This is a genomic window from Geosporobacter ferrireducens, assembly GCF_001750685.1.
Taxonomy (GTDB): Bacteria; Bacillota; Clostridia; order Peptostreptococcales; family Thermotaleaceae; genus Geosporobacter; species Geosporobacter ferrireducens.
Genome location: NZ_CP017269.1, coordinates 1,014,957 through 1,036,792 on the forward strand (window position 1 = coordinate 1,014,957; position 21,836 = coordinate 1,036,792).

Consider the following 21,836-nt stretch of genomic DNA (forward strand, 5'->3'; position numbering starts at 1 on the left):
CCCCTTTAGGATAGGCATTGCGCATTATATTCCGTCCAGATCATGCCATCTAGTATTAAATACATAAAGTTTAGAGGGCCTATGTCCTGCATCTTTTGTATATTCGCTAGTCTCAATGACCATGTTTGCTATTTTTCTTCTAAAATTTGCTTTTAACAGAGGTTTATCCAGTATCGTTTCATATACCTGTTGTAACTCCGTCAGCGTAAATTTTTCATTCATCAAGTTAAATGCAGTATCTGTGTATTCAAGTTTGTTCTTTAATCTTTCAATGCCATATTGAATGATCTTCGCATGATCAAAGGCAATATGATCAGAATGAATAATTTCCCAATCTGCTTTCCTGTAGTGTTTTTCCGTTATAACTCGCTTCTTCACTGCTGCTGAAAACTGCTCCTGCTTATTCGTGAAACTTATTTCAATTAGCTCTTCGCGTATCTCACCTTGTTCTGTGGTTTCTCTACTCTCCTTAATGACTTTACTCTTTAAGTTAAACCATTGAGCCTCATTCTGCGTATTCCCTGGTTGTATATTAAATTGATCATTATTGACTAATGACATATAAGAACTGCTAATTACTCGGGTTCTAGGGTCTCTGTCTACCTCACCCCATGTATAAAGTTGTTCTAAGTATACACGATCTACATTTGCTTCCTCTTTTAATACCCTATAGGCAGTATCGTTCAGGGTTTCTTTAATTCCTACAAATCCCCCAGGCAGAGCCCATTTTCCCATAAACGGATGATGCGCTCTCTTAACAAATAGAACTTTTAACTGTTTTTCCGGTAACGTCCTGTAGTTTTCCTGCTCACCATTTACTATTGTGAACAATAATATGTCTACTGTAACGGAAGGTCTATCATAATCGTTAGCATTATAATTCTTTAAAAACTCTTTCTCATCTTGCCCACAAAACTTTATTTTTTCGTTAACAGTGGTCATACAATCCCTCCATATTATGAAATAGATCAGATATTTGTTATTATTATTTTGTTAATATCATTTTAATACTATCATTTCAGTTTGTCAATATCATCCATTTACTTTTTTAAAATCTTTTAAAAATAAATGGAGCTATAGTACGCCTTAAGCCGTACTATAACTCCATTTCAATTGAGTTTTACCATCCTCAAGCTCTAATAAAACCTGCATATTATCATACATACATAAAGACGTTGTCAGAATCTAATTAAATTATATGTATTTGAAAATCTTCTAATCCCTCATAGGAATTGTCGGTAATTTTCTTAAATCTTTAGCTTAACAGTTGATCTAAAATCAATTCTATGTTAAAATTCAATCATAAGTTGCAACCCATAACAACGATAATTTCATACTTCATATATAGTTTTCTAGGGTTCCGCAGTGTTTAGCTGGACAGGTCCAAGAGAAAACGCACATTTCATTGTGTACACGGAAGGATAAAAGCCTGGGAGAGTTTATTTAAGAATAATATTTCCTGTTGGCTTTTTTATTTTTATTTATTTTCCTGACTGCAGAGAATAAACGATTCTTTCGTTTCAATAGCTTTCTGTAAATGCTTAAGATGAAGCGGCAGACACAAGACCTGCCTCTACGAAAATCTGGTATTGTAGGGGACGGCCTCGTGTCGTCCCGAGTAAAATTAAATTTCACAGTCACACATCTGTAAATTCTGTATCAACTGAATGAACAAAAATAATTTCAACCATTAAAGAAAGGGTGAAAAAGTATATGTCAAAAAAAATATTAACTATGGAATTGCTAAATGGGAAGTATGGAGTTTGCAGGTTAGATAAAACTGAATCAATTCCCGAATGGGCAAAGGAAAGCAAATTTTTTTCTGCAACAAAAACATCAGATGAAGTATCCATTGTGTGTGATGAAGATAACATCCCTAACGGTATCGTAGCTGAAAAAGATTGGCGTATTTTGAAAATCATAGGACCATTGGATTTTTCTTTGATAGGAATTCTCTCTTCAGTTAGTACAGTACTCGCACAAAAAAGAATAAGTATTTTTGCTATCTCTACATATGATACAGACTATATTCTTGTTAAGAATATAGATTTAGATAATGCTTTATTCGCATTGACTAATGAAGGATATGAAGTTATAAAATAGGATTGGGTAATATCAAAATAAAACTGGTGCATTGAAATAAAAATAAGGCTGCTTTTTCAAGCAGCCTTAGAATAGATACAAAAATCACTTTATCACTCTGATCTTTACTCTATATAAAAATATCTAAATTAAAACCATCCTATTTAGAAAAGTAAATTTATATTAAAAATTTACTTTTTCTATGCTTAACGCACGTGGACATTATACTGTCGCAGCTTCGCGCTTAACCTTGATTTCTACTTATTTATGACGATTTCTCTTCCTCTTTTACGCCACTTTGCAAATTCAGCTACCGCTGTGAAAAGTACGTCTGTAGATGAGTTCAGAGATGTTTCGAAAGAATCTTGCAAAACACCTACGATAAAGCCTACACCAACTACTTGCATGGCTACCTCATTTGAAATTCCAAACAAACTGCATGCCAGAGGAATCAACAATAGGGAACCACCTGCTACCCCTGAAGCCCCGCAAGCACTTACAGCAGACAATACACTGAGGATGATTGCTGTAGGAATATCCACCTGAATCCCAAGGGTATGTACCGCAGCAAGAGTCAATACGGAAATGGTAACCGCTGCACCAGCCATATTGATCGTAGCGCCTAATGGAATAGATACTGAATAGGTATCCTTATCCAACCCTAGTTTTTCACACAGACTCATATTTACGGGAATATTTGCAGCTGAACTGCGTGTAAAGAATGCTGTAATACCACTTTCCCGCAAACACTTAAACACAAGGGGATATGGGTTTTTACGAAGCATGATGAATGCAATAATTGGATTGATAACAAGCGCTACAAAAACCATGCAGCCAATCAAAACAGCCAATAACTGTCCGTAACTGCGTAATGATTCTATTCCTCCTGTTGCAATAGAATCAAATACAAGCCCCATGATTCCTAATGGTGCAAAGTTTATGACCCATTTAACCATTTGAGATACTGCATCTGAAAAATTAGAAATCATTGTTTTCGTCGTATCGGGCGCATTTCTTAAAGCAAATCCAAGAAGTACTGCCCAGGACAATATGCCGATATAATTGGCATTATAAAGTGCTCTTACTGGATTATCCACAATATTCATAAGCAATGTTTTTAGAACTTCTGTAATCCCTCCTGGTGCTGCAACACTCTCAGTGCCAGAGGTAAGTAATAGGCTTACTGGGAAGATAAAGCTTGCAACAACAGCTATAAATCCTGCTAAGAATGTACCTATAAGGTAAAGCGTAATAATAGACTTCATATTGGTTTGATGACCACTCTTGTGTTGAGAGATGGCTGACATTACCAAGAAGAATACCAGTATGGGTGCAATCGCCTTTAACGCACCTACAAATAAAGAACCTAAAATAACTACAGGTTTTGCTGCTCCAGGAACCGCTAATGCCAAGATAATACCAATAATCAAACCTACAATTATTCGTTTTACCAGGCTAAGCTGATTCCACTTTTTCATTAGATTGCTCATAGTTTTTTCCCTCCTGTTGATAAGATATGATTGTAACAATGAATAGCGAACAATCACTTTCTATATGTCGATATAGTACAGGTTGTTCCTTGTACATATGACACAGAGATAAGTTTATCACAAAGCTTAGGCCTTGAAAAGTAAAAACTATAGCTAAATACTAATACTTTGCGGCAATCAGGTACCCAGCTTATGCCTTATTGTGACAAATTCAATAATTTTGGCAACATTAGCAACAATCCTGTATCGAGTGCATATTTTAGAGGAAGTCAATAAAAGGGAGACAAATAATAAAGAGACAGATTTTTTTCTGTCCCTTTATCCTCATTATTTTTTTGCATCCGGTACAAACAGGTTTTGTCCATTTTTCTTGTATTCTTTAATAATATTCTGGCCTTCATCAGAAGTGATAAAATCTATAAATGCCATGGCAGCATTGTAATGGATTTTAGGATATTTTTCCGGATTTACAGCAATGACGCCGTAAGGATTAAATAATATTGGGTCTCCCTCCAATACTACTTTCAAATTCACTTTATCTGCAAAAGCATACCAGGTCCCGCTGTCAACTAAGGTATATGCACCTAACTCGCTTGCCATCATGAGGGTGTCGCCCATTCCCTGGCCTGATTCTTTATACCATTTATTCCCTTGCGGCTTCAATTTGTATTTATCCCAGATGCTGACCTCTTTTTTATGGGTGCCTGATTGATCTCCTCTAGATACAAAATCCGCCTTTTCATCAAATATCTTTTTCATAGCCGTTTCTGCATTCTTAGTTTCTGCGATCTTTGCCGGATCATCCTTAGGTCCTACAATAAAATAATAATTATACATTACATCTTTACGGTTGACACCATATCCGCTTTCAACAAATGCATCTTCGGAACTTCTGGCGTGGACTAAAATCACATCTGCATTTCCCTGTTTTGCCATTTCAATCGCTTCACCAGTACCTACAGAAATCACTTTTGTCTGTACCCCATACTTTTTATCAAAGGCTGGAACAAGTACGTCCAAAAGACCTGTATCCTTCGTGCTTGTAGTTGTAGCAAGAATCATTGTAGATTCTACTTTCCCTGTTGTTGCAGAAGTCGTTTCAGTTTTTTGAGGTGTTATAGGTGCCGGTTGTTTTGACGCAGCTGCCGGCGTAGTCGTTGGTACCACTTTATCTAAGTATTTTCCAAATATATAGCCGGTTTTACCGTTTGAAAGCTTTACCTTATACCAGTTATTTACCTTTTCTTCAATCGTTATCTGGGTTCCCTTCACTGCTACAGTCTGAATCTTGCTGTTTGTAGAAGCACCCAGACGAACATTTACATTTACCGTTGTTTTTGCCAGATCTCCAGCCTTTAGGGCTTCAACAGCCTGTCCATAGGATAGAGTAAAAATATTCGCAACCAAGCCGAAAACAAGTAAAAAAGTTACAATGAGTTTAGTCAGCTTTGTCTTTTTCATTACACGATTCCCCCTTTTTAATATACCATCTCACCCGAGATGAATGCCTTCGTTTTTTCATTGGCAGGATTGGTAAATATCCTTTCATTATCTCCACTTTCTACAATGTTTCCATTCAGCATAAAAACAGTATAATCTGCCAGCCTTCTTGCTTGAAACATATTGTGGGTTACCAGTATAACGGATGTCCCAAATTCTTTTTTGGCATGTACAATGAGCTTCTCAATCTGCATAACATTAGCAGGATCAAGGCTGGCTGTAGGTTCATCCAGAAGCAGCACCTTTGGTCTAAAAACCATGGCTCTCGCCAGCGCTATTCTCTGTGCCTCTCCGCCGGAAATCGTCCCTGCTTTCTGAAGTGCAATATGCTTTAACCCTATTAGTTCTAATATTTCATTAACTTTTTCTTTAATATCATTTTCCGGAGCTTTTCTTATTTTTAGGCTATAGGCTATATTATCATAGACTGTGCCCTGAAACATGACTGGATTTTGAAAAACCATCGCCATAGACCTTCTGAGAGGATCACCCAGTTTAACGCCTTCAATCATATCCTGACCTTCAAAGATAAGGCTGCCGACATCCGCTTTCATCAGTCCATTCAGAATAGACAGCAGGGTACTTTTCCCTGCACCGCTGGGTCCAATAATTGCTGTAACAGCTTTACTCCCTATCGAAAGATGTTCAATATCTAAAACTGTTTTGCCGTTAAACCCCTTGACTAATCCTTGAATCTCAAAAACAGGGCTCATCTAAATCCACCCCTTCCCTCTGCGGGCTGCATCTAATAGTGAGTTTATGAGCAGAGCAATAAACAGTAGTATCATACCCAAGGCAAGTGCTTGCTGAAATTCTCCCATCCCTTTGTGTAGTGCTATTGCTGTTGTCATCACTCTCGTCTGAAATCGTACATTTCCCCCTACCATCATGACGGCACCCACTTCAGCTAAGAGCCTGCCAAAAGCTACAATAATGGATGCACCTATAGAATATCTGGCTTCTTTGATCAGCGTCCACAGCAGCTGGTGTTTATCTGCTCCAAGGCTTATTGCTGTGGTTCGGATAATAGGGTTAATTCCATGAATGGCTACAATGGTTAATCCGATAATAATGGGTACAGCAAGCATAATCTGGGCGATCACCATAGCTGTTTGTGTAAATAACAGTCTAAAGCTGCCTAAAAGGCCAAATTGGTGGGAAAGCAGTACATATACGATAAGACCTACGACAACAGGCGGTATACCCATTAAGGTATTAATGACGTTTATAACTAGGGACTTCCCTTTGAATTCCTTTATCGAAATAATTGTACCTATAGGAATGGCTATGAGCGCACTGATGATTACTGCAATTGCAGAAATCTTTAGTGAGAGAAATACAATTCCGTACAACTCAGGATCAAAGGATAATAGCATCTTAATCGCCATAATAAAAGCTTGTTTGAAATAATCCATGGTGTTCCCCCTTTAGTAAGTTGTCCTACTTTGTTTGCCCATAAAAAGAGCGTCTACGACGCTTTCGCTAGGGAACCCTAGGTTCCCTTCGACGACTGCTATCGCAGTCTGAGCACCCTCCTTAGTACGTCAGGGGATTTCATCCCCTACAACCCCTTTTTTTATATAATAGAAAAGCAAAACTTTCCTATTATATAAAAAAACAATCCTCAAAAAGGATTGTTCTATTACCAAGTAAAGCACAATAGGCCCACGCTTGTATCTAATAGTATTTTCCTTTCCTAAAACGGGAGGCTTGGCAATTTCTCACTAAACCCTTTTGGATAAACCATCGGTGATACCTTCATGGAAATCATTCTTTAGAAGATATAACTCGGAAAATAATTACTATTTGGTTTTTAATGGAATTTCCCTAAGATAATACTACTTTCATCAAAATTTGGTACATGCCTAATATCATTATATTTGCATTTTTGTCAAAAGTAAATTATTTTTTAAATTATCTGTAAAATATTCAGAAACATTTTAAGCATTATGTTATAAATACCTCTCTATACCGGTTTAAATTGCTACTTGACTATAATTGTTATCGTTCCCTTTGTTGGCGATATAGTGACCCTTTTTATCTCATATCCTAATTGCTTTAAAATCTCATGCTGCTTGATACTCAGCGCATACAGTTCAGAAGCATAGGTATTTCCAATCAAAGTGGTACAGGCTTCCACGAGCGTTTCTCCTGCACAAAGCTGCTGAAAAATTGGCTGCAGCAGTTGACGATAAAGAACTTCCTTATATGTACCATCTGATTTTATGTTTTCCAAGAATCTCACCCCTTTAGTTGTCAAACCGCTTTATATGGGATATGCATACTTTCCATAAAAAAACTCCTTCCATTACGGTAGGAGTTTTAATCTTTCGTAGCGTTCAACCCTATTTCAAAAAACATAAGCCAAACGCTTTTATGTATCACCTTCTCCTTTCCGCCTGGGAGGCATAAACGTTTCCATTTACACCCTATCGGCTTAATTTCCATAGATTTGTATATCCACAGGAGCATAAGCTCGGAGATTATTCACCTTAATTAAATTATAGAATATTGTTGGTTTTCTGTCAATTAACCATTAGTGAGGGACCCTCACTATTTCAATTCTTTTTTACAATCTTAAGTGCTTGCTCTAAAATTCCTGCCAAAAATATCGTTATGAGAGACCATGCAAATACGCCCGCAGTATTAAGATTTGCTTTTTCAATTTGAAAATGAGTACCCATGGATACTTTGGGCTGGCTTAGTACTTCAGCTGCTATTATTATTTTAAGATTTAAACCCATAGCTGCAGACATCCCACCATAAAGGTAGGACCGGATAGAGGGAATATATAAATCCTTTAACCGGTTTACAACATTGATCTTATAGATATCCATCATCTCAACCAATTTGACATCTACATTTCTGATTCCCTGGACCACATTTTCATATATTACTGGAAATATTACCACAAAACCTACTAAAATAGGGGCTCTTTCTGACTCCAGCCATATGAGGGCAAGTAATATCATGGCCATCGTAGGTACTGCTTTATGAATCAGCACAAAGGGCCTTAGCAGATAATAAACTGGTTTTGAAAAACCGCCCAGCATACCTAAACTAATTCCTGCGCCTAATGCAATCATAAATCCCAGCAGGGTTCTTTTTAATGTATTTGTGACAGATGCTGCAAAATCTGGCATTCTCATGATTCTTATGATCTCAGTTAGCGTATTCTCAGGGGAAGGTATTAAAATTTCTTTATCTACAATTATTGATACAATCTTCCAAAATAGCAGCAGTACTATTATCGATACAGTTGTATAGAGCAGTTCTTTTGTCTTTTTATTTTTCAAGATAGAAGCCTTCATCTGGAAGCTTCCCTCCTATTGTCTCCGGTGAATATTCAAATAGAACTTTTAAATATGCTTCAATGGCCTCCCTGGCAGCCTTTGCACTGCGATATTCAATGTTAGACCTTTGAAGGCCTTTCACTACAGCTCCCTTCGTTAACCCTGTCTGCAGCTCTTCGTTGTATTCTCCTGCCTTTTCAGCATTTCCATACAACCATTGAATGCTGTTTTCATACGCTTGCAAAAATGCTTCGACAAATTCAGGATTTTTTTCAATAATTTCGTTTTTTATGATTAGAGAGGCTTGAGGATAGCTTGAGTCTCCCTTATTTAACTTACTCCATTCTTCTTGCAGATCCAGTAATATTTCCGTATCTTCTTTTTTCGTCATTACATTAGACAATACAGGCTCCGGGATAACAGAGACCGCACTCTTTCCTGCTATGAAAGCTGAAGCAAGTTCTGTGGCTTCTCCCATGTAAGTTAACGTTACATCCGTATCTGGATTTATACCATTACTTGAAAGAAGATATCTGAATACAATATCTGGTGTAAGTCCTCTTCCCATCGTATATATTTCTTTTCCTCTTAATGCTTCCCAACCATCCATCTTTTCATTTCCAACAACGTAAAGTACTCCCCATACACTGGATGCTGCCAGCTTGTAGTCTGCTCCCTTGTTGAAAAGTGCAGCTGCCAAGTTAGTAGGAACTACTGCAATGTCAATTTCTCCTGAAAGAATTCTTGATGCCATCAAATCTGGTGATTTCACTGATTCATAGCTTACCTCTATATGGTCTCCAAAAGAAGGAATTTCTTTGAACATTCTTATCATACTGAGGGTTGGTGCTCCGGAAGGGGCAGCTACCTGAATACTTACATTTTCTGTCTCTTTTACATTTACTGCCGGTGTTTCTAATGCATTGTTCACCTTGGACGTGCATCCAGATAGTATTACAAATGCAAAACTAAAAATTAGCATCATACTAATTACTCTTTTCATTGCTGTACACTCCTCATTTTCTAAAATTTTTAAGCACTTTTATAGGTATGTGCTTTCTTTTGTTTTGAAAGAATTCTTATCAGTTTCGTCCTTATATTAATTAATTCTCTATCTTCCAGGTTTCTCAATCTTTGTGGGATATTTATATTTATGATTTCTTCAACGGTACAAGGGTTTTTAGTGAGAACGACAATTTTATTTCCCAACAATAGGGCCTCATCTATTTCATGGGTAACAAAGACAATGGAATTATTCCATTTATGCCATATATCAATTAGGCTTTTTACCATATTCATTCTAAGATCGTAGTCTAATGACTTGAAAGGCTCATCCATTAACAACATTTCTGATTCAAAATTAAAAGCCCTTGCTATAGAGCATCTTTGCCGCATGCCCCCGCTTAATTGGGCGGGATACTTATTTTCAAAATGATTCAGTCCGACAATATTAATTAAACTTTTTAATTTTAAATCTGAGGCTTTTTTATTAACAATCTTAATGTTTTCGTATACGGTTTTCCATGGAAGCAATCTATCCTCTTGAAAAACATATCCTACCTTCTTTTTATCACCTTTTACGCTACCTGCATCAGGCTTGATAATTCCTGCCATTATATTCAGCAGGGTCGATTTACCACACCCGGAAGGTCCTAAAATACAGGTTATTTCTTTATCTTCTATTGTTAAATTTAGATTGTGCAACACCCTTATTTCTTCATAATTTTTATTGACTCCCTCTAGTTTCAATCTAGGCCCCCCTTTTATTATTTGTTTTCCCTCTATTATTTTCCTGAAGTGCATAATAGGTAAAAGAATCTATTTTAGACTGATCTATCTCATTCTCATTTCCATCGAAGGTCATATTTAATACGGGTAATCTTAAGGCTTTGTTTTCATCCTGGGATAATATGTTCAAAATCGTATTGGTATTTTCATACATGGAGGAAACCGTGATGACTCCTTCTACATAGCTCAAGTCTCCTAATATTTTAGCTATCCTGTATCTGCCATTTCCCCCTGAGTAGAACCCTAAATATTTATCTGCGTTTCTCACAAGACTTTCTATATCTTTTTCAAAGAACTTATCCCTTACAAATATTTCAGCGATCTCTTTGATATAGCCGGAAAATTGATTGAGTGCATTGTGGGCGGCTATCTCTTTTTTATTGCCCTTTTGCGATAAATAATCTCTCCATACAAACCACATATATTCACTTAGGGGAGCATACAGCAGGAGTGTCCCTTGTTCCTCCAGCCTTTTGAAGGCATGGTTATTCATAAAGTCGTTAAACAGAACATTTACCTCTCCTACTACAAAGATTTTCTTGGAGTGGTTAAGTTTTTCCATGTCTTTTTGAATTTTTTTTGCCATATTTTTCAGGTTATCAATGGACAATTCTGCTCTTGTTATCAGATTATAAACCTTATCAAAATATTTTTTCCTTTGATTGCTTGGTGCAAGATTTATTAAGTCTCCTCCTAAAAGCATCAAGAATATATCTTTAGAAATTGTACTGTCTTTTATAACATCTTCAACAAATGGAGCTATGATCTCTACCGGATGCAGGTTTTCTTCATCTAATTTATCTCTAAGCAATCTATAGTATTGTCCGTTTACCTCTGCACCTTCGGATGTAGGAATAATAAATCCGTATTTTTCATTTGATTCCTTTAATTTTACTGCTTTGTTTAACACATCTCCTAACAGTCCTGTAAAGGAAAGATATTCCTTAGACAATGTATATTTTCGCCCTAAATCCAAGGTTTTCTTAGTTGTCAGCGGAAGTACCCGTGCTTCATAGCCTTTGGTCTTCAAGTAAGCAGCCAGTATCTGAGAATATGGATACATATACGGCAAATATAATACAGTTGTTTTATCTATTCCATCCAATTTGGGTTGAATGTTTGTGGCCTTGTGAACTACACTCTGGGAATACTGCTTAAGCATTAAGGCTTCATTACTTTGACCCTTTTCTGCTTTCAAACTGTTTACAAATGCTTCTATTCGGGTTAATACACCTACACTTGAAAAGTGTTCATCTACTTCTATATTCAGATAAGGCTTCCCTTTCATTTCTTCCTTGAAATAGTGGGCCAATACAGTATCGGGCCCGCAGCCATGGTTTGTTATATATATTGGATATAAATTGGGATGCTGTTTAATGATCTGTGCGCCAGATAATATATGCTGTCCAAATGGCCAATACATATTCGGATGTTCCTTTGAAGTATCATGATCATGGGCTGGTAAATTTGACAGGGTTAAAACCTTATATCCTAATTTTTCCAGTTTCTCTGGAATGCCCATATTTAACACTGGATCCGCTATACCGTAAGCTCTTGTGACAATTACAAAGGCTTTTTCATCCTTGCCTAAACTTTTTATTGTTTCCTCTCCTAATCTCTCAACCTTCAATTCAAAGTCTTTTAAGCTTTTCATTCCTTTTGCTAATGCCAGTCCTGTCTGAACTGGATTTCTCTCCAGTTTTTGCCCTAGCTTCATCAGCGTTTTCATTATATACTTCTTGCCAAATTCAAAGGAAAGCGCAGGGGATAATAATTCAATCCCTTGACGCTCCAATTCCATGGTTTTATTGATGAGCTTTGGAAAACACTGCATATATACACATCCATAGTTTTGTCTTGTGGTTGATATTGGATGAGACATGGTATAAAGGCTGGGTAAAAATATATAATCTACTTTCTTCTCCATTAGTTGGGCTACGTGACCATTGATCAGTTTGATCGGATAGCAGGTTTCCTCCATTGAAAATTCTTGGCTTAATTCCACCGTTTTGTCACTGCTGTTGTCTGATAGGATAACATTAAATCCTAATTCCTTAAAAAAACTATTAAATAAAGGAAATAACTTGTGTAAGAAAAGCACCCTGGGAATCCCTACCGTTTTCTTGTTGGGATCTATGGTTTTTTCATACCCCTCTAAATAATATTTTTCAGTTTCTTCAAATACTTTTGTACTGTTGTTTGCCTGCTTTATTTCCATCGGGGCAGCTTTTTTAAAATCATGACTTTCAACATAATCAAAGCCTCTGAATAATGAATGGGATTCTTGCATTGCATCCTTTGCTAAAATTGCAGCACCATAAGCTCCTGTTACACTGAAAAACTCCGGTACTTCCAGCTTATCTCCTAATATCGCTCTAAATGCATTTAAAACCGCTTGGTTATATGCTACTCCCCCTTGAAAAAATACTTTCTTGCCAATCTCTTTTTTTCCAACCACTTTGTTTAAATAATTTTTTACAATCGAGTAAGCTAAACCTGCTGCGATATCTTCGATTTTTGCTTCATTACTCAAACTTGCTGCAATATTGGTCTCTATAAAAACAGTACATCGGTCCCCTAAATCCACCGGATTATCAGATTGTATAGCCAAATTTCCAAATTCGCTTATGGGTATGTTGAGCTTTTTTGCCTGCTCTTCAATAAATGATCCGGTTCCCGCAGCACAAACCCTATTCATCTCAAAATCCGACACAGCTCCATTTTCCAGCTTTATGAATTTAGAATCCTGTCCGCCGATTTCTACGATTGTATCCACCTCTTTATCCAGGGTATATGCTGCTTTTGCCTGCGCTGTTATTTCGTCTATAATGACGTCGGCCCCAACAAAGCTGCCTGCCAGATATCTGCCTGAACCAGTAGCACCTACTCCCAGAACCCTTATATCCTTTCCAATATCTTTTCTAATTTCCAAGAGTCCTTTTCTTACTGCTTCAACAGGATCTCCCAGCGTTCTTAAGTATTTAAACCCAATAACATAACTTTCCTGATCCATCAGCACAACATTTGTACTGGTTGAACCGATATCCAGTCCTATATAACCACTAATTTCAGTGTCTAAGTCCACTGCCTTGCAGATATGTTTATTCAGACTGTCCTCTTTGCCATAGGCTTTTAATGGGGGAAATACAACTGCATCTTCTGTTAAGTTTAATTTCTCTCCGGTTTCCTGTATTACTGTTTTTATCATGGATAAATCCAGAGGCAGTTTATCTCTAAATCCTATGATGGCTGCACCTAAAGCGGCAACATTGCCGCAATCGCCAGGTATTATGATTTCATCATCTTCAAGCTGGAGAATATCTTTTAAGGCCCTTGCTATTGCTTTGTTGTACGCAACCCCTCCCGTAAATAATATAGGCTTTACAACCGGATTTTTCTTTATCACATTGGCTCTATAGTTTTTTACCAGTGCATAAGCGAGTCCAAGCAGTATATCCTTTGCATCTATCCCTTCCTGTTGATGATGTATAATATCTGTTTTCGCAAATACACTGCACCTGCCAGCGATCCTGGGTATAGAAGCAGCCTTTTCTGCAAAGGCAGAATAATCTTCGAGTCTGATTCCCAATCTGGATACCTGTTCTTCTAAAAATGAACCCGTTCCGGCTGAGCAATTTGAGTTAATGGAAATCTTTATACCGGAATTATCTGATTGACTCATATTCGTTATATATTTTGAACTCTGTCCGCCAATCTCTATCACCGAATGGATACCTGAATGAAGATGTCTGCTTCCTTCAACCAAAGCAGTCACTTCATTCATCCAAGTAATTCCTTGTTTTTCAGATATAAATTTACTTCCTTGTCCTGTAACCGCTCCAGTCATTATGTTATATCCGTATTTACTTGTTATTTGCTTTATATATTGGTCTATTTCTTCCTTAACGCTTCCCTTATGCAAAATATAGGTACGATCCATCACTTCATAATTTTTATTGATTAGTACGAATTTTATAGAAGAATATCCAATATCTATTCCTAAACTATACAAAGCAAGCCCTCCATTTCCTGATTCTAATTTCAACAAGCATATCCTTGTTGAAAATTGAAGTATATCTTATCGAGATGAATTGACTTTGATAATCATTTTCATTTATACTATAAAGTGATTATATACTTAAATTTCTAATAAAAAAGTATCTCACGATACACATTTCATATTTTCTGGTCTAAAAAAATTTTTTAGGAGGGTAAAAGTATGCATAACCTCATAAACGCTCTAACCCATTGTGTTCTTTTTAATCATTTATCTATGGATGAGGTATCTCACCTTTTATCCGATGTTACATACACTATAAAATTCTACAAAAAAAATGAAGTGGTATTTTCGCCCCACCACCCATCCGACACACTTGGAATTATATTGGATGGAAGTGTAGATGTTCAGAAGATATTTGCATCGGGAAAAGCAATAACAGTAAACAGGAGATATTCCTACGATCTTATTGCAGATGCATCCTTATTTGCAAATATCGATTGTTATCCTTCCACGATCTCCACTTGCGAGAACAGTCATATTTTTTTGATAAATAAATGCAGCCTTTTGAAACTGTTTTCCAAGGATGAAAAGATTATGTCTAAGTTTCTGGAATCTGTCTCCAATAGGGTTTTGGCCTTAAATAACACCATCGAAATACTCTCTTTAAATTCTGTTCCTTCCAAAATTGCATATTTCCTAATACTGGAACAGAAAAAACAAAAAAGCAATACCATTAAACTAAAATTCACAAAAAAGTCTCTGGCTGAGCATATAAATGTATCTAGACCTACCTTATCCAGGGAACTTAAGAATTTACAGCTACAGGGAATTATTTCCTTTCACAAGAGAATCATTGAAATACACAGTTTAGAAAAGCTTGAAGCACTCTGTTCTTTTTGAATAAAAAAACAACTCCACATCTGATTGGATCAATCAATGGAGCTGTTTTTTTACGTATTTAATTTTGCTAATATTTTTATGGTCTAAATACTACAACTAAAAGCATTTTGAATTGTTCTTTAGCTAATAATGCATGGGGCACCCCTGCCGGCATCACAATCGTTTCGCCCTTTTTTACGTTAAAATGCGCTTCTCCTATTGTTATATCCGCTTCTCCATCAAGCAAGTAAACCATCGCATCTCCACTTGAAGAGTGGGAGCTTATTTCTTCTCCCTTATCAAATGCAAATAAAGTTAAGCTCAGATTTTTTCCTTGTGCTAAAGTTCTGCTAATAACCTGTCCTTCCAGATATGTAACTAGTGACTCCATATCCAGTACTTTTGAAAGTTCAATGTTTTTAATCAGTTGCTCCATAGGGAACCCTCCTTCATATTTTAATTTCATAAATAATACTATCATTTCCTTGATACGGTTTCTGTATCCTGGGTTACTTTTTGTTTTTTGTAAATTTCATTACGTCTTTTTTTCCAAATGAATTGTGTTTCTGCGCTTGCCTTTTTCTGATCCATGAGTATAGCCCACAACCTTAAAATGTTGAGCAAGACGATGGGCTAAACCTTCGTAATCCGGATACTTTGCTCTGAGGCAGGATGAAAGATGTACCACCTCCACACCATTATTGACCAGCTTTTCGATTTTGTATTCTAAAGCTCCCCCCGCATGGGTGAAGCCCACTAGCTCGGCCTCGGCATCATACCCCGAAAAAGCATCAATTCTTTGATAAAATGCGGTAAAGCAGCCTTTTCCAGTGCAGCGATTCATTGTGTCTTCATTTACTAAAATTGCAATTTTCATTTTAATCCCACCCCCACATTAAAACAAGAGCATACCTTATACGCTACTTTGGCACTTTATTATTTAATTTAAAATATCATGTATTCTAAATTTATTAAGTGATTATAATCACAAATAAATTTTTTTCTGTAAATTTTATTCGACTTCTATGATACATAATAGATATTGATTCACCTTCATTAAAAAACCACCTTAATAGGTGGTTTTCATCATCTCATCATCATAATTGCGCTCTTATTTTTTCGTATAACTCCTCTGCGGTATCTGCTTGAACCAATTCATCATCTACTAATGCAAAGGGCCCTACTGCACAATCCCCACAATATCCTAAGCAGGATTCAACCTCTGGCTCTATACCTTCATTCTTTAATTTATCTACAATTTCGTCGGTTCCATGACCAAAATTGTTCTCACAAAATTTGATTTCTGCCATCACGATTACACTCCTTGCTTTTTTATTTTCTCTCTTTTATTATTTCTAGCAGCTCACCAAAAGATACCCGATTTAAATCAACATCACCTAAATCTATTTCTTTCTCTATGGCAGTCTTAAGGGCCGGTGAATGTCTAATATCGCCGATTACAATAGCACCTATGACCTTATTATTTTTGATATATACTTTATTATAGATATTTTCTTCCGACTGATCCTCTAATACGATATTCGTTGCCTGATCTTCTTCAACGATTCCCATCGAAAATAGAGATAGATTAAAAGCATTTAACGTCGTTACTGGTACGATGTGCTCATAGGTACTGTTTTTTCCCATTATATTATATCCAGCAACTTTTCCATGTCCTATTGCGATATTCCATAATCCGTATATTTCGCTATGGTACTCAGCAATATCTCCCGCCGCATAGATATCGCTAACGTTTGTCTCCATTTTTTCATTTACAACAATGCCCTTATTTGTTAGGACCGGTGTCTCTTTTAATATTTCAATATTAGGCTTGACCCCTACGGAATAGAGGACCATGTCACATTGATCAGACTGTCCCGCCGATGTCTTAAAGCCCAGAACTTTATCCGTACCCGTTATTTCAGTGATTTGAGTACCTATCATAATTTCTATGCCAAAAGACTTAACTACCTTTTCTAGTATTTTAGACGCCTTTTCATCCAACTGTCTCGGCATCAGCCTAGGTAGGAGTTCAGCGATAATAATCTTCTTTCCCATTTGTGATAAACTCCATGCAGTTTCAAGTCCTTGAATTCCTCCACCAATGTTTAGGATTGTGTTTTTATCTCTTACATGTTCAGTGATATCCCATGCATTCTCAAGTGTTTTTAGTGTATACACACCTTCCTTATCTATGCCAGGTATGGGCGGCACAAAGTTTCGTGCTCCATTTGCAAACAGCAGTTTTGTATAATGAAGATTATTTCCATCTGAAGTTGCAACAGATTTATTCTCAATATCTATCGAAATTATCTTAATTCCTCGGTATAGTCTGATGCCGTTTTCTTCGTACCACTCCTTTTTTTGAAGTAAGATCTTGTCCTCTTCCAATGTAGAGAGTAATCCTTTTGAAAGGCGGATACGATTATATGGATAGAATCTTTCTTCTCCCAACAAATGGATTTCACATTCTTTATCAATCTCCCGCATTGCTTTTACAGCAGTAACCGCAGCAATGCCATTTCCTATAACCACAATCTTTTCTGCCAAAACCTTCACTCCTTTTTCATTCATTTCAAATTTAGTGTGCTACGATCTGACGGATACATACCTATTCAGTAATAGAAAATATATTTCTTCTTTGTTCTACTAACACCCTATTGCATATTCTTTGCTATTCTTTGGAAAAATAGTAAAGGTTAAATTGTATTTGAAATTAAGGAGGCGTATATATGTCAGATAAAGATGTTGAAAAGTCATATGAACGAAGTGCTGAAAGGATGCGGGGAGACAATAAAACTTTTGCTGCGGATCTTACGGCTAAAGATTATAATGATCCAAGTTTACATGAAGATATCCATAATAGCGTTTCTGTAGATTATGATAAGATTGACAAAATGCCGGATATGGAGGAAGTACATAGGTGGCAGCGGGAACATATCCAAAAGGATGATCAGTCTAAGGAAGGCTATCCTTTGAATGTGATTATCGACCCGGCCATGCGGGAGATGTATCAGGTAGTTCACGATGCAGGGATGACCAATGTATTTGACCGTTTCAGCCAGCAGCAGCCTACCCAGTGTAAGTTCTGTATTGAAGGTTTATCCTGCCAGCTCTGCGCCAATGGCCCTTGCAGAATCAGTTCCAAGGCTCCCAGAGGGGTCTGTGGGGTTGATGCCCATACGATGGTCTCCAGAAACTTTGTTTATCGGCATGTTACCATCGGTACTTCGGCAAATATTTTCCACTGCCATCAGGCAGCCAGAACGCTGAAGGCTGCCGGAGAGCATCCTGAAAGCGGTTTGAAAATCAGAGACCCTGAAAAGCTGAAAAAGTATGCAGATATGGCAGGTCTGAATGCCAATAAGCCAATCAATGCGTTGGCTGTAGATTTTGCAGACTGGGTAATGAATGATATTCATGCACCTTATCATATAGAATCTAAAACCGTTGAAGCCTTTGCCCCTACGAAAAGAAAGGAGCTTTGGAGACAGCTTGGCTTATTCCCAGGAGGCGGGTATAGTGAGGTGGCCTATGCACAGACCCGCTGCATGACCAATTTCACTTCTGATCCTGTGGAATTTTTATTAAACAGTGTACGTCTTGGGGTTGCCAATGAGTATCAAGGTCTGTTCCTGCTGGATATCATTCAAGAAATCCTGATGGGTACCCAAGAAATCGCCATGAAGCAGCAAAACATGGGTCTGCTGAAGGAAAATATGATCAATGTGATTACCAACGGACACATGCCCCTGCTTGCCCATGTAGCCATTGATCTGGCATCCACCGATGAATGGCAGCAAAAGGCAAAAGCTGCGGGTGCCGACGGTATTCAGATTTTAGGACATGTTTGTGAAGGACAGCAGTTGATTAATTATGAAGGGATGCACAACCGGAAGGGCTATGGCGGTCAGGAAGGTGAGTGGCTCTCCCAGGAATACCTGCTGGCTACCGGTGTAGTAGATTTGTTCATGTTTGACTACAACTGTACGGTACCCACTATGCCCCTCTTTGCAAAACGGTTTGGTACAAAGCTCTTAAGCACCCATCCGGTCATTAAGCTGCAGGGAACGGATACCTTGGATTTTGTTCCGGAAAAAATGAATGAGCAGGCAGTAAAGGCTTTGGATATGGCTATAGAAGCCTTCAAGCAGCGTAAATCCGAGAACAGAAAAACTTATATTCCGCCCCATGTATCCGACTGTATGGTAGGCTTTAGTACGGAATCTGTGAAGAAAGCCTTGGGCGGAAGCTTTAAACCATTGATCGAGCAAATTGCCAATGGAAATATTCGTGGCATTGCAACCATTGTAGGATGTACTACAGCAAGATATGGACAGGGAGGCAGCAACATCTTCAGGATCACCAAGGGCTTGATCGAAAACAATATCCTGGTGCTGTCCGGAGGCTGTACCTCCAGTGTCATGGAGTATACAGGCCTTACCAATCCAAAGGCGGCAGAGGAATGCGGTGAGGGCTTAAAGGCAGTGTGCAAGAAGCTGGGCATCCCACCGGTACTGACCTATGGTGCCTGTGTAGATATCGGCAAGATGACCCATACAGCCAAAGAGCTGGCAGATGCCTTAGATGTGGATACCAATAAGCTGCCCTTGGTCATTGGTGCACCGGAATACCTGGAGCAAAAGGCAGTAGCAGATGCCTGCACTGCAGTGGCTTTAGGCTGGCTGGTGCATGTAGCTCCCGTACCATCGATTACCGGCAGTGATGTGGTAGTAAAAACCCTGACAGAGACTACGGAAACCCTGGGACTTGGTAAAGTTGTAGTAGAAATGGATGCAGAAAAAACGATCCGGATTTATGTGGATCATATTGAAAAGAAGCGCAAGGAATTAGGTTTGAATTAGTTAAATAATCTAAGATCGCAGAAAAAGACTATCGGAGGATAGTCTTTTTCTACGCTCTATATTAAGCCGTCGCTGCTGCTTCTAAGATTGCACTCATATCCGCTTCAACATTAGAGATAGGTGTAATATTGAAGTTGTCTACTAACACTTGCAACACATTGGGTGATACAAATGCTGGTAGAGAAGGTCCGAGATGAATATTTTTTATACCTAGTGACAATAGCGTTAATAAGATGCATACAGCTTTCTGCTCATACCAGGAAAGAATCAAAGAAAGAGGCAGTTCATTTACGCTGCATTCAAAAGCTTCGGATAAGGCAACGGCTACTTTAATGGCTGAGTAAGCATCGTTACACTGTCCCATATCTAATAATCTAGGCAATTCCCCTATAGTACCAAACTCTTTCTTATTAAATCTAAACTTGCCACAGGCCAGCGTTAGAATAATGGTGTCCTCCGGTGCCTTTTCCGCAAACTCTGTATAATAGTTTCTTCCCGGTTTCGCACCGTCACACCCTCCAATTAAGAAGAAATGTCTTATAGCACCGCTCTTTACTGCATCGATTACTTTATCTGCTACACCTAATACCGTATTGTGCCCAAATCCAACTAAGATCTTCTGATCTTCCTCATCTTCCTGCCATCCGCCAAGCTCTAAAGCTTTTTCAATGATTGGTGAAAAATCCTTTATCCCGTCTATTTCTTTTATGTGCGCTGTATCTGGAAAGCCTACAATACTGGAAGTAAATATTCTATCCTTATAGCTATCCCTAGGCTTTTGGAGACAGTTTGTGGTCATTAATATTGCGCCAGGCAATCCATCGAATTCTTTTTGCTGATCCTGCCAGGCCCCGCCAAAGTTACCCACTAGATGCGGATATTTTTTGAGTTCTGGATAAGCGTGAGTCGGCAGCATTTCTCCATGGGTATAAATGTTGATTCCTTTTCCTTCTGTTTGCTCCAGCAGCTGCTTCAGATCCTTCAGGTCATGTCCGGATACAACAATAAATGGCCCCTTCTTCTTCGTAATCAATACTTCTGTCGGTACCGGATGTCCATAGGTCTCTGTATTGGCACGATCCAGAAGCTCCATACACTTAAAATTCACCTGACCAAATTCCATGTTTAATTTAACTAAATCATCTACAGATAAGCTGTTATCTATAGTAGCCGCTAATCCTTTATAGAAGAAATGACTCACGGTGTCATCCATTCTGCCTAATATATGCGCATGATGGCCATAGGCCCCCATACCCTTCATACCATAGGTTAAAAGCTCGCGCAGAGATCGAATATCTTCATTTAAGCTTGTATCTGCCATTACACCGAATTTTTTAGCCTCTTTCAACATCTCTTCCCGGGTCATAGGTGGAGTATATTCTGCAGCCGCTGGAATAACTCCGTCTATTTCTCCAGCGAGTTCTTTCATGTATGCTTTTATTTCTGCGGCTTTTTCTATGTACTGTACAAATCTTTCCGGATCAAAGTTTACATTGGTTAAAGTAGAAAAAATGGCATCTATTACAAATTTATTTGTGTCTTGATCAATTTTTCGTCCTTTTTCCAGAGCTTTCTGCCCATAAAATCCAACTCCCCGCAGCATATGTATGAGCAAGTCCTGAAGCCCTGCAACCTCGGGACTTTTTCCACATATACCATGCCTGGTACACCCTTTACCCCCTAAGGTTTGTTCGCACTGAAAACAAAACATATTATTCTCCATTCTTCTTTTCCCTCCTTTGAATACTTTAACAGAATTTTTCAGTTGTGAAAAAACGTTATCCTATTTATACCACCTATTTTTATTCATAATCATTTTAAATACAAAAATCTCCTGAGATCATAATAACAACCCATAAAAACACCAATCACAACTGTTTTTGGCACTTTTATGGGCAATTTAGACTTACATATAGGTTTTTGAATACATATCTATACT

General features: G+C 37.8%; 18 protein-coding genes and 3 riboswitches. Of the genes, 3 read left to right on the forward strand and 15 right to left on the reverse strand.

Features of this window, described 5'->3' with window-relative positions; all coding sequences use genetic code 11:
• Nucleotides 1–24 precede the first annotated feature (24 nt).
• Complete coding sequence (locus tag Gferi_RS05175; protein ID WP_069974567.1) at nucleotides 25–942, reverse strand: NUDIX hydrolase; 918 nt, start codon at nucleotides 940–942, stop codon at nucleotides 25–27.
• Between the two features lie 399 nt (nucleotides 943–1,341).
• Nucleotides 1,342–1,438, forward strand: a riboswitch (guanidine-I (ykkC/yxkD leader).
• Nucleotides 1,439–1,713: 275 nt separating this feature from the next.
• Between Gferi_RS05175 and Gferi_RS05180 the strand changes: the two genes are divergently transcribed.
• Nucleotides 1,714–2,103 carry an ACT domain-containing protein gene (locus Gferi_RS05180; protein WP_069974568.1) on the forward strand — a complete coding sequence of 130 codons (390 nt, stop codon included), beginning with the start codon at nucleotides 1,714–1,716 and terminating at the stop codon, nucleotides 2,101–2,103.
• A 236-nt stretch (nucleotides 2,104–2,339) separates the two neighbouring features.
• Here the strand turns inward: Gferi_RS05180 and sstT are convergent, their stop codons facing one another.
• The 9 genes from sstT to Gferi_RS05225 all read right to left on the reverse strand — a co-directional run bounded on the left by sstT (nucleotide 2,340) and on the right by Gferi_RS05225 (nucleotide 14,165).
• Nucleotides 2,340–3,572: a serine/threonine transporter SstT gene (sstT, locus tag Gferi_RS05185; protein WP_069974569.1), complete on the reverse strand. Its 1,233-nt coding sequence runs from the start codon at nucleotides 3,570–3,572 to the stop codon at nucleotides 2,340–2,342.
• A gap of 327 nt (nucleotides 3,573–3,899) precedes the next feature.
• Nucleotides 3,900–5,033, reverse strand: a complete 1,134-nt coding sequence (locus tag Gferi_RS05190; RefSeq protein ID WP_083273389.1) for a substrate-binding domain-containing protein — start codon at nucleotides 5,031–5,033, stop codon at nucleotides 3,900–3,902.
• A 17-nt stretch (nucleotides 5,034–5,050) separates the two neighbouring features.
• Nucleotides 5,051–5,785: an ABC transporter ATP-binding protein gene (locus Gferi_RS05195; RefSeq protein WP_069974570.1), complete on the reverse strand. Its 735-nt coding sequence runs from the start codon at nucleotides 5,783–5,785 to the stop codon at nucleotides 5,051–5,053.
• Nucleotides 5,786–6,487 (reverse strand): ABC transporter permease, encoded by a 702-nt coding sequence (locus Gferi_RS05200; RefSeq protein WP_069974571.1) that lies wholly within the window; start codon nucleotides 6,485–6,487, stop codon nucleotides 5,786–5,788.
• A 257-nt stretch (nucleotides 6,488–6,744) separates the two neighbouring features.
• Nucleotides 6,745–6,878: riboswitch (molybdenum cofactor riboswitch) on the reverse strand.
• A 178-nt stretch (nucleotides 6,879–7,056) separates the two neighbouring features.
• Nucleotides 7,057–7,308: a hypothetical protein gene (locus Gferi_RS05205; protein ID WP_069974572.1), complete on the reverse strand. Its 252-nt coding sequence runs from the start codon at nucleotides 7,306–7,308 to the stop codon at nucleotides 7,057–7,059.
• Nucleotides 7,309–7,444: 136 nt separating this feature from the next.
• Nucleotides 7,445–7,566, reverse strand: a riboswitch (molybdenum cofactor riboswitch).
• 64 nt (nucleotides 7,567–7,630) lie between these two features.
• Nucleotides 7,631–8,383, reverse strand: a complete 753-nt coding sequence (locus Gferi_RS05210) for an ABC transporter permease (protein ID WP_069974573.1) — start codon at nucleotides 8,381–8,383, stop codon at nucleotides 7,631–7,633.
• Nucleotides 8,358–9,368: an ABC transporter substrate-binding protein gene (locus Gferi_RS05215; protein ID WP_069974574.1), complete on the reverse strand. Its 1,011-nt coding sequence runs from the start codon at nucleotides 9,366–9,368 to the stop codon at nucleotides 8,358–8,360. The genes Gferi_RS05210 and Gferi_RS05215 overlap by 26 nt, the downstream gene beginning before the upstream one ends.
• A gap of 29 nt (nucleotides 9,369–9,397) precedes the next feature.
• Nucleotides 9,398–10,114, reverse strand: coding sequence for an ABC transporter ATP-binding protein (locus Gferi_RS05220; protein ID WP_236932699.1), 717 nt, complete (start codon nucleotides 10,112–10,114; stop codon nucleotides 9,398–9,400).
• 1 nt (nucleotide 10,115) lies between these two features.
• Nucleotides 10,116–14,165 (reverse strand): acyl-CoA dehydratase activase, encoded by a 4,050-nt coding sequence (locus Gferi_RS05225; protein ID WP_069981311.1) that lies wholly within the window; start codon nucleotides 14,163–14,165, stop codon nucleotides 10,116–10,118.
• 207 nt (nucleotides 14,166–14,372) lie between these two features.
• On the opposite strand from Gferi_RS05225, the gene Gferi_RS05230 reads away from it, so the two are divergent.
• Nucleotides 14,373–15,053: a Crp/Fnr family transcriptional regulator gene (locus tag Gferi_RS05230; protein ID WP_069974576.1), complete on the forward strand. Its 681-nt coding sequence runs from the start codon at nucleotides 14,373–14,375 to the stop codon at nucleotides 15,051–15,053.
• Nucleotides 15,054–15,129: 76 nt separating this feature from the next.
• Here Gferi_RS05230 and Gferi_RS05235 read toward each other — a convergent pair whose 3' ends face one another.
• From Gferi_RS05235 to Gferi_RS05250, 4 genes are all read right to left on the reverse strand, one after another.
• Nucleotides 15,130–15,468, reverse strand: a complete 339-nt coding sequence (locus Gferi_RS05235; protein WP_069974577.1) for a cupin domain-containing protein — start codon at nucleotides 15,466–15,468, stop codon at nucleotides 15,130–15,132.
• Between the two features lie 99 nt (nucleotides 15,469–15,567).
• Entirely contained in the window at nucleotides 15,568–15,909 is a 342-nt protein-coding gene (locus Gferi_RS05240) for a CGGC domain-containing protein (RefSeq protein ID WP_069974578.1), read from the reverse strand.
• Between the two features lie 220 nt (nucleotides 15,910–16,129).
• A complete protein-coding gene (locus Gferi_RS05245; RefSeq protein WP_069974579.1) occupies nucleotides 16,130–16,342 on the reverse strand; it encodes a DUF1450 domain-containing protein in 213 nt (70 codons plus the stop codon).
• 22 nt (nucleotides 16,343–16,364) lie between these two features.
• Nucleotides 16,365–17,582, reverse strand: a complete 1,218-nt coding sequence (locus Gferi_RS05250) for an NAD(P)/FAD-dependent oxidoreductase (RefSeq protein WP_069974580.1) — start codon at nucleotides 17,580–17,582, stop codon at nucleotides 16,365–16,367.
• A gap of 182 nt (nucleotides 17,583–17,764) precedes the next feature.
• On the opposite strand from Gferi_RS05250, the gene cooS reads away from it, so the two are divergent.
• A complete protein-coding gene (gene cooS / locus Gferi_RS05255) occupies nucleotides 17,765–19,897 on the forward strand; it encodes an anaerobic carbon-monoxide dehydrogenase catalytic subunit (protein ID WP_069974581.1) in 2,133 nt (710 codons plus the stop codon).
• Nucleotides 19,898–19,958: 61 nt separating this feature from the next.
• Here cooS and hcp read toward each other — a convergent pair whose 3' ends face one another.
• A complete protein-coding gene (gene hcp / locus Gferi_RS05260) occupies nucleotides 19,959–21,620 on the reverse strand; it encodes a hydroxylamine reductase (protein ID WP_069974582.1) in 1,662 nt (553 codons plus the stop codon).
• Between the last annotated feature and the right edge of the window lie 216 nt (nucleotides 21,621–21,836).